The organism is Persicitalea sp. (assembly GCF_041751555.1).
Classification (GTDB): domain Bacteria; phylum Bacteroidota; class Bacteroidia; order Cytophagales; family Spirosomataceae; genus Persicitalea.
This window is the reverse complement of the sequence record NZ_JBGSXF010000574.1, coordinates 1-11,440: the sequence shown is the minus strand read 5'-3', so window position 1 is coordinate 11,440 and position 11,440 is coordinate 1. Positions and strand designations below refer to the sequence as shown.

Sequence of the window (11,440 nt, the reverse complement as noted above, 5' to 3'; positions counted from 1 at the left end):
TTTTTCCAAGTGCCGTCCTTCACCCACTTGGCGTAGTAGTACGGGGCTGGCCTTCCAGTACACGGTCTGCCAGGGCGGGAACTCGCCCGGAACGTCACGCCAGACGCAGCCGTTTTTCGTCACGTAGAGGACGGCATTGACGATTTGCTTCAAGTCCCATTTGCTGAGGCGGCGGACTCGGATGATTTTTTCAATAACTTGCCAACTTGCGGCGGGGAGGTCTGACCGGGCCGCCGGTGCGGCTGTATTTTTTGATTCGAATTCATCAATATAGCCTGCCTTCCCGCTTTTGCAATTTAACTTAAACAGCTTCTAAGAGGGCGACTATTTCTCCAATACTCCCTTGCTATGGAAACTGAGACGAGAGATTGACGACCGCATCGAACCGATATTTATCCAGAGTGAATTTGATGAAGCAGATTTTTTGGGGGAGGTTCGAAAGTATGGAATTGAGGTAATTTGAAACGGTACTCGCTCTTCGCTCTGAACATCGGATTTAGTTGTGTTCAACGATCTCGGTGTACAAAAATTGGCAGCGTGAGGTCGTGGCACGAATATTTCGTGCCTGGAGGCTGCACAACCTCCATTTCACCTCAAAACAAATCCCTCATTCATGTCGACCGGACTTCTGGCCCTTTTAGATGATGTAGCAGCACTCGTGAAAGTCAGTGCGGCGAGCCTCGATGATATTCCAACGCAAGTAGCTAAAACAACGGGTAAGGTTTCCGGCATTGTGATCGACGATACGGCTGTCACGCCAAAGTATGTGGTAGGCCTCGATCCGAAGCGCGAACTGTCGATTATCTATCAGATTGCGAAAAAGTCAGTCATTAACAAAGTGATCTTTTTAGGGCCGGCGGCTCTGTTGCTCGGGTACTTTGCGCCGATGGCAATCCCTTACGTACTCATGGTGGGCGGTGCTTACCTGTGCTTTGAGGGCTACGAAAAAGTTCATTCTATTTTTGTAAAATCGACCCACACAACGGATGATTTGCCTATTGACGAAATAGAGGTCATTACCCCGGAGGAACTGGAAAAAGAGCGGGTAGGCGGGGCCGTGCGAACCGACTTTATTCTTTCGGCCGAGATTATGGCGATTGCCTACGCCACGGTTGCCGAAAGTTCGTTGGTCAACCAAATCGTAGTGTTGTTTATCGTAGCCATATTTATCACCGTTGCGGTGTACGGTTTTGTGGCACTGATCGTGAAAGCAGACGACATTGGCGTCCACCTGGCTAAGGAGAGCGCCAACCCGACGATCCAGAAGATCGGGCGCGGTATTGTAAAGTCGATGCCTAAGTTTCTGATCCTATTGGGCTACGTAGGTACGGCGGCTATGCTGTGGGTCGGGGCTGAAATCATTGCACATGGAATCCCCTTTTTGCACCATCAGTTAGAAGCACTGGAGGATGCTCTGGGGGGTATACCCGCCGTGGCGTGGCTGGTAAAAGTGATCATTTTGGCGCTGGGTGGTGTACTGTTGGGAGCCGTAATAGCACAAGTTGTAGCCTTGGGCCAAAAAATCTTCAAGCGTCCGACAGTAAAGGCCGGGCATTAAGACTTGTGAGCGATTCCCTTGGGGATACAGCCCAATAATTAGCGTCACGCGACCGCCTGCACGCGACCACGCCAAACCAACCTCACGTTCAAATTATCTCCAAAACTACCCCTTCACTCTCCGCGTAGCCCGTACAAGTCAGCACCCAACCTTGTGCCAAATCCCGCTCGGTGAGTACGTCGTTGAGACTCATGCGCATTTCGCCCGCCCGGCAGATAGCCGCGCAAGTACCGCAGCGTCCGCCTTTACAACTGTACTGAATCGGAATGCTGTTATTCAGCGCAGCTTGCAAAATGCTGGTGTAAGCAGGTACTTCCAACTCTCGTTCGTCGCCGTGGAAGTTTAGCCTAATCGTGTGCGGCTCCGATTTTTTGGGCGGCGGCGGCACGGTATCGATCACAAAATTTTCTTTTCGGATCTGCGCGGGTGCAAAGCCCATGAACAGCAGCGTAATCTCGGCGACGCGCATCAGCTCGAACGGCCCGCAGAGAAAAAATCGCGCCCGTTCGGTGGCAAAGTTCAGACGCTTCCTGACGATGTTTTCTAACCGATAGTTATTTATTCTTCCCCGGCGGCCTGTCCAATCGTCGCTGGGCTGGCTGAGGATGTGGATGATTTCCAGGCGGTCGGGGTAGCGTTGCTGCCATTCTTCTAATTGGTCGTTGAAAATAATGCTCCGTTCGCGGCGGCTGGCGTACAGCAGCGTCACGCGGCTGGTGGGTTCATAGGTAAGCGCATGTTTCAAAATAGAAAACAAAGGCGTGATGCCGCTGCCTGCCGCCACGAGAAAGAGGTCGCGCGGTTCGTCGTTTTCGGGAGAGTCGAGCGTGAATCGTCCGGCGGGTGGCAGAGCATTCAGTATCGTGTCCACTTTTACCCGGTCGTGCCAGTAGCGTGACACCTCGCCGTTAGCGACGCGCTTGATGGTGATAGCCGGGAGGGCGTCGATACCGGGAGCCGAACTCATGGAGTAGGAACGGCGTACTTCATGGTTTTCCAGGTGTAGCAGGAAAGTCAGAAACTGGCCCGGCGACGCGTCGCCGGGGCGGTAAGCCAACGAAATGTCGTCAACTGGCTCTAATACGAATGTTTTGGTATCGGCCGTTTCCTGAATTATTTCCTTTACCCGAAATTCTAACGTAGGGGTCTGCATGGCTGCTCTATCGTCTGTTTGCGTGATGCCCCAAGTACTCCCAACCTTCCGAAATATCAAAATTTTTGGGTAGTTAACACAAAAGCTCTTTATGAAAAACAATCCAACACGCCGCGATTTTGTCAAGAAAACGGCTCTCGCCGCCGGTGCGCTTCCCTTTTTATCAGCGGGCCTGCCCGTTTTTGGCATGAAGAACAAAGATATGCCACTCCCCAAAATTCATATCTTCTCCAAGCACTTACAATTCCTGGATTACGATCAAATGGCCGAAATGGCCGCTGAGCTGGGCTTCGACGGCGTGGAACTGACCGTCAGGCCGAAAGGCCACGTGTTGCCCGAGCGGGTAGAGGAGGATTTGCCCAAAGCCATAGCTGCGCTCAAAAAGCACAAACTACCGCCGCAGCTTTTCTGCACGGGCGTGGAGGGTGTCGGAGCTTTGGACACAAAAGTACTACAGACCGCCGCCAAGCAGGGATTGAAGTACTACCGCATGGACTACTTCGATTTCGACAAGAACAAAACGATGGCCGAGTCGATGGCGATACACCGGGAAACGATGAAGGAGTTGGGGCAATTGAACAAAAAACTGGGTCTGATTGGCTGCTACCAAAACCACGCCGGACTGCGCGTGGGTGCTTCACCCTGGGAAATCTACCAATTGCTGGAAGACGCTGACCCCGCGCACACGGGTTCGCAGTACGACATCCGTCACTCCACGGTCGAAGGCGGACTTTCCTGGAAAAACGGTCTTCGACTGCTGCAACCGCACATCAAGACCATAGTTTTCAAGGATTTCAAGTGGACAGAGAAAAATGGGAAGTGGGAAGCTGAAAACACGCCGCTCGGCGAGGGCATGGTGGATTTCAAGACCTACATTGGACTACTGAAAAACTACCAGCTTCAGGTACCCGCATCAATGCATTTCGAGTACCCGCTCGGCGGGGCTGAACATGGCGACAAAACGCTGAAAGTGGAGCAAAAGGTAGTTTTCGACGCCATGCGCCGCGACCTGAACTGGCTAAAAGAAATGTGGCGCGAAGCCTGAAGTTGCTATTACAGAAAGGAAGACCTGCGTCCAGCAGACGGCATCCTTTGGTGTTGAAGTACCTACTGATTGAAAGAGTATCAGTAAGGTGCACGTAGGTTTCTGGTTTCATCTCGGAAATGGTCACCCAGGCAGAGAAACCATCTTGATCACGCACGAACTACCTTCACCCGCCCGACTTCTCCACTCTCGAGCCGCACCTTGATCCCGTGCGGGTGGGAAGGGGATTTGGTCAGAATGTCTTTGACGACGCCTTCGGTGAGGTGTCCCGTGCGCTGATCCTGTTTCAGGACGATAGAGACTTCCAAACCGGAGTGGATGTTTTTTCGCTCCGTACCCGATAGAGTATTCATAACAGTAATTTAGATCAAGCTACCTGCTTCTGGTGAAAAGCGATGGCGTCCTCCACTTGTTTGGGCGACAAGGAAAAGTGTTGCGCCAAATCAGGAACGGTATGCCCCTGCCGGAAAAGGTCGAAGACCGAGCGCGACAGTATTTCCGTGTCACCCACAACAGGGCGGCCCGCCTGCCGGTTGGGGTCGATTTGGATGGCAGAGTTGCGGCCCTGGGGGTAGAGCTTCGTGGCCAGCGAGTCGTCACCAAACTCGATACGCTTGCAGAAGGGTGCTACTACCTGCTGAATGATAAGTTGCAGCGTCTGGTCGGCCTTGATGAGTTCGCCGATTTCGGCGTGATAGAAGACGTTCTTGCCGTCAGTCAGGATATTAGCCGTGGCGAAAGGGTACTGCGTGTGCAGCATTCCGGCCAGGATTTCCCGCGCGTTGTTGATGCGGGAAGGCCACACGCCTTGCGAGCGCAACTGATAGAAAGTATAGAACTCAATCAGCGTGTGGAAGTCGGCGGTCAGGCTCACCTCACCTTCCGTCTGCTGATCAGCGAGTTGACCTTTTTTATACTCTTTTAGCCACTGTTTCACCTGCGCTTCGGGCAGATCTAGAATCGTGGCGATGTCTGTGACAGAGTAGGCGGTATTTTTTCGCTTGGTGGTTTTGGTGGCTTTCACTCAGGTAGTTTTTTTCTTGAAATACAAAGGTACTAAACTCAACTTTCCGAATGACTTGCCATCGTGCTTTAAAACTTTCGGAAAGTTGAGTTCAAAACCCGAACAACCCGCCGCTCTTCTTCCGAGTCCGTGAACGCGTACTAACGCTCTTGCCGAACAGCATCCCGAAAACGCCGCGTACCAGTTCGCGACCGACTTGCTTGGCCAGCGGCGATGACAAAGCATCTTCAAACATTCCTTTTTCTTGCCTTGCATTGGCGCGTGGTGCGGCTTTGACCGCCACTTTTTCGGCCTCCTGCTTTTCTTCGGCCCGAGCCGTTTCCTCCATGCGGCGCGTCAGGATTTCGTAGGCGCTTTCGGGGTCGATGGGGTCTTTGTATTTATTGTAAAGGTCGGAACTTCGGACGTGGGTCTCGTAGTCTGCCGTGGTGAGTGGCCCCATCACCGAGCGCGGCGGCACAAGATGCGTGGCCGCCACTTCGGTGGGGATGCCCTTTTCGTTCAATACCGTAACGAGGGCTTGGCCGATACCGAGGGTAGTCAGGATTTCGTCAATTTTGTAGAAGTCAGAACGCGGATAAGTCTTGACGGTTTGTTTGAGGCCTTCGGCGTCCTTGGGCGTGAAAGCCCGCAGTACGTGCTGCACCCGATTGCCGAGTTGCGACAGTACGCTATCGGGAATGTCCTGCGCCATTTGGGTACAGAAGAAAATTCCGACGCCCTTGGAACGAATCAGCCGGATGACCTTCTCGATTTGCTCCATGAATGCCTTGGGCGCGTCCTTGAAAAGTAGGTGCGCCTCGTCCAGAAAGAAAACCAGCTTGGGTTTATCGAGGTCGCCCGCCTCGGGTAGTGTGGCGTAAAGCTCGGCCAACAGGCTGAGCATGAAAGTCGAGAACAGGGCGGGCTTATCCTGCACGTCGGAGACATTCAGCAGACTGATGACGCCGCGTCCGTCTTCCTTGGCGATTAGGTCGTCGATGTCGAACGATTTTTCCCCAAAAATACTCTCGACGCCCTGTTGTTCGAGGGCCACAATTTTTCGCAGAATCGTCCCTGCCGTGGAAGTAGTTATCCGCCCGTAATCTGACTTGATTTCGTCGGCTCCCGCGCCTTCGGAGAGGTAGGCGAGCACTTTTTTTAGATCATTCAAATCCACCATCGGCAATTTCTTATCGTCGGCGTATTTGAACAGAATGGAAAGTACCCCTTCCTGCGTGTCGTTCAGGCCGAGGATCTTGGAAAGGAGCGCGGGGCCGAATTCCAGGATCGTCGCCCGCATCTGCGCCCCCAGCTTGCCGCTGAGCGAATACAACTCGATGGGAAAAGCCTTGGGATCGAACGAAATGCCCAGTGCCGTCGCGCGTTCTTCCAGCCGGGCATTGGTGGTGCCAGGCTGCGCCAGGCCGGAAATATCGCCCTTGATATCAGACATGAACACGGGAACGCCCGCATCGGACAACTGCTCGGCAAGTACCTGCAGCGTCCGCGTCTTGCCCGAACCCGTCGCCCCGGCAATGAGGCCATGGCGAGTCATCATCCGTAGCGGAATAGTCACGCGGGCGTCGGTAACGATTTCGCCGTTCAATATCCCCGACCCAAGATGAATGGTAGGCAGGTCGGTGGTGTACGATTTTTGAACGGCGGCGACGAAATCTTCTTTTTGCGACACAGAGATGAGGTAGTTTTGGTGATAATTTTCCCAAAAATAGAAAAATTGCCCCAAAGTACCCCCAGCGTTTACCGTGGTCGGCGGATGTCGTTGGTGTCTCGCCGTGTGGAGTCGGGATGCAGGTTGGCCTGATTAGCCGGGTAGCCACCTTCCTCGTCCTGATTGCCAGCCCCTACGCCGAGGGCAGCGTCGCTTTCGTCAGTTCCGGTTTTAGTGACGTCGTTCATTTCGGAGTTAGGTGTCTTTTTCTGCTCACCCGCGCAAGCGGCAAAAAGTACCACTTGGGCAGAGAGCAGAACCATGCCCGCCAAATTTTTAATTTTCATGCTCGTAGTTGTTTTTTGATTGATTCATTGAATAAAAGGTACTTTGTTAAAATTTAGTACCAATTCATAACTACCATTCATTCCGGTTGTTTTGGGGAATCTGTTGCCTTCATCTTGTAGCGAATATCCCGCCAACCAGCCGCTTCAAACTACCTACCGAGATATTGATATTCATGATAGTAGAAAGCCCACTTCCGACGGCTTTTTACCGGACAAGAAAACAATAATTTTTTATGAAAATAAAATTGACGGGTTGCGTCCTGGTACTTTGCTTTGCCCTGAATGCTTTTGCCCAAACCACAAAACCGAATATCATCCTCATCATGGTGGACGACATGGGTTATAGTGACATCGGTTGCTATGGCTCCGAGATCAACACGCCCAACCTGGACAACCTTGCGGCCGGAGGCGTGAAGTTCACACAGTTCTACAACGCCGCCCGCTGCTGTCCGAGCCGGGCGTCGCTGCTCACGGGCGTGTATCCGCAGCAGGCGGGCATGGGCGGGATGGTGACCAAAGACGTGGATCACAGCCGCGAGACGCCCTACCAGGGCTGGCTAAGCCGCGAGACGGTGACGGTCGCCGAGGTTCTGAAGTCGGCGGGCTACCGTACTTATATGTCGGGCAAGTGGCACGTGGGCGAAGAGCGCCCCGACTGGCCGCTGCAGCGGGGCTTCGACAAGTACTTTGGTCTCATCAGTGGCGCAAACAGCTACTACCGCCTGCTGCCGGGGCGGCTGATGCTGGAAGACAACGAACCTTACGAGATTCCCGAAAACTTTTACCTGACCGACGCCATTTCCGACTACGCCGTCCGCTACATCGACGACGCTACGCAAAGTACCCGGAAGGATCCGTTCTTCATGTATGTGGCCTACACCGCCCCGCACTGGCCCATCCATGCGCCCGATGAAGAAACCGCAAAGTACCGTGGCAAGTACATGAAAGGCTGGGATCAACTACGCAAAGACCGCTACGCCCGGCAGCAGAAAATGGGGCTTCTGCCCAAAAGCGCGGTACTTACCGACCGCGATGACCGAATTCCGGCCTGGGAAGAAGCCAAAAACAAAGACGACTGGGATCTTAAAATGTCCGCCTACGCGGGCATGATCACCCGACTGGACGCGGGCATCGGGCGCATAGTGGACAAGTTGAAAGCGACCGGGCAACTGGACAACACGCTGATCATGTTCCTCTCCGACAATGGCGCCTGCGCCGAAGTACTGACGGGCCGCGCCAAACGCGACCTCGAAGCAGAAGCCTACGAACGATCGCTCGTGACGCCGACGGGCCAGAAGTGGTCGTACGACGCTTATGGTATGGAATGGGCCAATCTCGGCAATACACCTTTCCGGCTTTACAAGCAGTACACCCACGAGGGCGGCATCTCCACGCCGCTGATCGTGCATTATCCCAAACTGGTCAAGAAAGCTTTCCAGACTGACCAGGTCGGCCACATCATGGACCTGATGCCGACTTGCCTGGAAGTGGCTGGGGCCACGCATCCAACTACCTTCGACGGCCGCACTATGAAGCCGATGGAAGGCAAGAGTTTGGTACCGATTTTAGCAGGAAAATCGCGGAAGCCGCACGACTTCATCGCCTGGGAGCATTTCGGCTGCCGGGCTGTGCGGCAGGGTGACTGGAAGCTGGTGTCTTCGAAGATCGATGATAATGATTGGGAACTATACAACGTCGCCAAAGATCGATCCGAGACGAATGACCTGGCCCAAACGATGCCCGGAAAAATGAAGGAGATGCTGGTACTTTACGAAGGCTGGGCCAAGAAAGTAGGGGCGAAATAACGCATCTCTGCAGAGCTTCCGGCAGCTTCGGCCAATGCTCTTCTGCTTAGCTCAATTCAATATGCTTGCATCCTTAAATACCTCCGCATTTACAGTCTTTGTGCCGTCTTTATTGTAGTCAACTACCATCCTGTTTTTTTGATATCGCTCCGTTTTTTGTGCGGTTGGATTTTACTTGTTCTTGCTGCATTCCGCTCTTGTCAGTGAATCGCCATCGAAGGTGTATTCTTCGCGGTCTCGGCCTGAAAGGTTTTGCAGCTTTTCCTTAGCAGCCTCAAATGTCATGCAGCCAAGGGGATAAATATTAACGTGGCGATCTTGAAAAAAAAGCCCGTCCCATATGTGATCGCCGTCTCTCCAAACGACAAACTTTCCTTCTATGCTGCCGATCTCATTCTCTATTTCAAGAAGTACCCCCGCAGCATGAACTGTGACTGATTCTTCCCCGTGTAGGTCGTGAATCCCTATTACCGGGCCATCGACCCAATATTCATACCTTACATTTTTCATAATTCATCGCAGTAAGGGAAATAAAAAAAACGCGCTGTATCTCAGCGCGTTTTGCTCATAAATAAGGCTAGTAAGTCATTATTTTACCTAATCCCTTAACGTTCCTACAGTCTTCTAATCGGTCACTATTAAAAACGTACTCTTGGGAAAAGTAAGGGCTGAGTCTTTGTAGCATTTCTTTAGCTGCCTCAAATGTCATGTAGCCCAAATTATACGTGCCGACAAGTTTGTTTCGGTAAAAAAGCCCGTCCCAGATGCCGTCCCGGCTCTTCCAGACGACTAAGTATCCTTTCAGACTCCCCATTTCCTGCTGTATTTCTAAAAGAACCTCGGCAGCGTTGGCAGTAACCGATTCCTCGCCATGTAAATCCTGGATGGCTATGATAGACTCATCTAGCCAGTACTCGTAGTCTGTCTTTTTCATAAAAAAGTTTGGGTATTGGGTACAAAAAAGATTTTTCTGCTGAGCGTTTTACTAATAATATGCCTAAGCTTCTTTTTTTGAAGACTATCCCATACTGTATGGAAGGATAACGCCCGGAAAATTGCAGGAAATGCTGGCACTCTATATAGGGTGGGCCAAGAAATTAGGGGCGAAATAACGCAATCCTATCAAACAAGCTCTTCTACCTCTTTTATGGCCTGTTCGTTTTCTGGTGGTGCCAGAGGCTGCCTTTTATATTCAGATGTATAGCGGCTCCGTCGGTTAAAAAGTTTTAAGAACCGCAGTTTTGAATAATCATACAAAATGACGACTACTATCACCAGGGACACGATGTAAAAGACCTTGAATTCCAGTTGCTTGTATAGCACCCCAGCCATGACACCTCCCGTTAGGTACGATATGGCAATTGCCGTCAGGAGTTTGGCCTTCCCTACGAGAACAGCGTTGTTACGGTACTCTTTCTGGGTAAACATCGAGAACAGAATCCCCAGGTCAGTGGTAAGTCCGGTGAGGTGCGTCGTCTTGACCGAAAAGTTAGAGATGCTGGCGGTAAGGCCATTTTGAAGCCCCATTGCAAACAGCATGAAAGCTACCAAAATTTCCGTTTCGGTGAGGGTGCCCTGGTAGTAATACTGCCCATACACCCCCACGGTAAGCAGGCAGGCTATTTCCAGCAGTAGAGGCAGGGCATGAGCTACATAGGCATTTTTTCGATTGAGATTGATGATGATGAAGTTGGAGACAAAGCTACCTATGAGAAAGAGCAATATCCAGGCCATCACTACGGCTACCTGGTACCAATTCCCTTTGGAAATCTCTTCCGCCAAAATGGCGTAATGCCCCGTCACGTTAGAGGCGAAAGCAAAAAAGATGATCAATGTAGCGACGTTGACCATTCCGGCTGAAAAGGCAGTAAGCACTCCCAGTTGGATATTATCCGCGAGACTTCGGCTGTTACTATATTTTCTAAGCATGATTTATCTGATTTTTCTGAACGTAATTTTGGCGATGCCCCGCACCTCGATGTCGGTATGGAAGTACAGCACCAGTTCGTTTTCAGTAAGTTTCGCAATGGTGTAGCTCTCTTCCAACAGCTGGTCATATTGCATCGTAAGGATATGTCCGCGGCCTTTCAGAGACCACTGCACAGCGCGTTCGGAACCTGGTCGAGTCAAGAGTTGTAAGGTGCCATTCGGCAAGAATCTCCATTGCTCGGCCTCGTGGATTATTAAGTCCTTTGCGATAAGCTGACGCATACCATAGTCAATTACTCGCCTCTGGAGAGCAACCTCATCCTGATAGTTATCTACCTTTTCGTATTCCCAGGTCACCTCTTTCCATGTGCCCAGAATCAGACGATCAGGACTGGAAGCATTGGTCATGAGCACCAGAAACAGGCAGAGACACCCTGCCAGGAAGCCGCCATAAGCGAAGCCCGGATGGATTTTTTTTCGGACACTATGCATGGGAAGTTTGTAAAAAGAGTTCGGCAACCAGGTCTTTTTCGGGCACATTGGCGTTTGAATCCCAAGAAACAGCCGTCAGGGGCAACTTGCATTTTCTAAAAAACGGAAGTGGGTCAAAGCTTCTGGGTTTATTCAGTTTCATGGAATAGTTTTCGGGGATGAAAAGCTCATCCACGTCGTTGACTTCCAGAAAACTTGTAAAGGCCCGCTGCCAGAAGCCGCTGAATAACTCGATTCGGAAGGAGTTGATTTTTGAGGCGTATCTGTTGAGCAGAACCTGGCACGCTTCTCGAAATCTTTCCTCCTGGAATGAGGAGAGGTAGCCCTCTTTCGAGAAAAAAAGCAACTCAGTAATCGAATCAGGCATCTCGGCGAAGTAAACCAGGGTAATATTTACCTTTTCGCCTTGGCGTTTGAGCGCCTCCTTCAACGTATT

The 11,440-nt window shown here is 51.6% G+C and carries 14 protein-coding genes; 3 read left to right on the top strand and 11 right to left on the bottom strand.

Annotated features, from left to right (window positions below):
• Positions 1 to 270 (bottom strand): transposase (locus tag ACEW8P_RS20355; RefSeq protein WP_373514911.1); only part of this gene is annotated, 270 nt, incomplete at its 3' end.
• Positions 271 to 613: 343 nt separating this feature from the next.
• Here ACEW8P_RS20355 and ACEW8P_RS20350 point away from each other — a divergent pair.
• A complete protein-coding gene (locus ACEW8P_RS20350; RefSeq protein WP_373514910.1) occupies positions 614 to 1,558 on the top strand; it encodes a DUF808 domain-containing protein in 945 nt (314 codons plus the stop codon).
• A gap of 88 nt (positions 1,559 to 1,646) precedes the next feature.
• Here ACEW8P_RS20350 and ACEW8P_RS20345 read toward each other — a convergent pair whose 3' ends face one another.
• On the bottom strand, positions 1,647 to 2,711 hold the full coding sequence (locus tag ACEW8P_RS20345) for a 2Fe-2S iron-sulfur cluster-binding protein (RefSeq protein ID WP_373514909.1): 1,065 nt from the start codon (positions 2,709 to 2,711) through the stop codon (positions 1,647 to 1,649).
• 91 nt (positions 2,712 to 2,802) lie between these two features.
• Here ACEW8P_RS20345 and ACEW8P_RS20340 point away from each other — a divergent pair, with 91 nt between their 5' ends.
• Positions 2,803 to 3,756, top strand: coding sequence for a sugar phosphate isomerase/epimerase family protein (locus ACEW8P_RS20340; RefSeq protein ID WP_373514908.1), 954 nt, complete (start codon positions 2,803 to 2,805; stop codon positions 3,754 to 3,756).
• Between the two features lie 149 nt (positions 3,757 to 3,905).
• Here ACEW8P_RS20340 and ACEW8P_RS20335 read toward each other — a convergent pair whose 3' ends face one another.
• The 4 genes from ACEW8P_RS20335 to ACEW8P_RS20320 form a co-directional block, all read right to left on the bottom strand.
• Complete coding sequence (locus ACEW8P_RS20335; protein WP_373514907.1) at positions 3,906 to 4,109, bottom strand: YwbE family protein; 204 nt, start codon at positions 4,107 to 4,109, stop codon at positions 3,906 to 3,908.
• Between the two features lie 14 nt (positions 4,110 to 4,123).
• Positions 4,124 to 4,780 carry a DUF433 domain-containing protein gene (locus tag ACEW8P_RS20330; RefSeq protein WP_373514906.1) on the bottom strand — a complete coding sequence of 219 codons (657 nt, stop codon included), beginning with the start codon at positions 4,778 to 4,780 and terminating at the stop codon, positions 4,124 to 4,126.
• 91 nt (positions 4,781 to 4,871) lie between these two features.
• On the bottom strand, positions 4,872 to 6,452 hold the full coding sequence (locus ACEW8P_RS20325) for a helicase HerA-like domain-containing protein (RefSeq protein ID WP_373514905.1): 1,581 nt from the start codon (positions 6,450 to 6,452) through the stop codon (positions 4,872 to 4,874).
• Positions 6,453 to 6,520: 68 nt separating this feature from the next.
• Positions 6,521 to 6,778, bottom strand: a complete 258-nt coding sequence (locus ACEW8P_RS20320) for a hypothetical protein (protein ID WP_373514904.1) — start codon at positions 6,776 to 6,778, stop codon at positions 6,521 to 6,523.
• A gap of 233 nt (positions 6,779 to 7,011) precedes the next feature.
• Here ACEW8P_RS20320 and ACEW8P_RS20315 point away from each other — a divergent pair, with 233 nt between their 5' ends.
• On the top strand, positions 7,012 to 8,583 hold the full coding sequence (locus tag ACEW8P_RS20315; RefSeq protein WP_373514903.1) for an arylsulfatase: 1,572 nt from the start codon (positions 7,012 to 7,014) through the stop codon (positions 8,581 to 8,583).
• Positions 8,584 to 8,754: 171 nt separating this feature from the next.
• Here ACEW8P_RS20315 and ACEW8P_RS20310 read toward each other — a convergent pair whose 3' ends face one another.
• The 5 genes from ACEW8P_RS20310 to ACEW8P_RS20290 form a co-directional block, all read right to left on the bottom strand.
• Positions 8,755 to 9,093 carry a hypothetical protein gene (locus tag ACEW8P_RS20310; protein WP_373514902.1) on the bottom strand — a complete coding sequence of 113 codons (339 nt, stop codon included), beginning with the start codon at positions 9,091 to 9,093 and terminating at the stop codon, positions 8,755 to 8,757.
• A gap of 67 nt (positions 9,094 to 9,160) precedes the next feature.
• Entirely contained in the window at positions 9,161 to 9,517 is a 357-nt protein-coding gene (locus ACEW8P_RS20305; protein WP_373514901.1) for a hypothetical protein, read from the bottom strand.
• A gap of 188 nt (positions 9,518 to 9,705) precedes the next feature.
• Positions 9,706 to 10,512 carry a YoaK family protein gene (locus ACEW8P_RS20300; RefSeq protein WP_373514900.1) on the bottom strand — a complete coding sequence of 269 codons (807 nt, stop codon included), beginning with the start codon at positions 10,510 to 10,512 and terminating at the stop codon, positions 9,706 to 9,708.
• Positions 10,513 to 10,515: 3 nt separating this feature from the next.
• Positions 10,516 to 11,004 (bottom strand): lipocalin family protein, encoded by a 489-nt coding sequence (locus tag ACEW8P_RS20295; RefSeq protein WP_373514899.1) that lies wholly within the window; start codon positions 11,002 to 11,004, stop codon positions 10,516 to 10,518.
• Positions 10,997 to 11,440, bottom strand: a 444-nt coding sequence (locus tag ACEW8P_RS20290) for a hypothetical protein (protein ID WP_373514898.1), incomplete at its 5' end; no start/stop codon positions are given. The genes ACEW8P_RS20290 and ACEW8P_RS20295, both read right to left, overlap by 8 nt.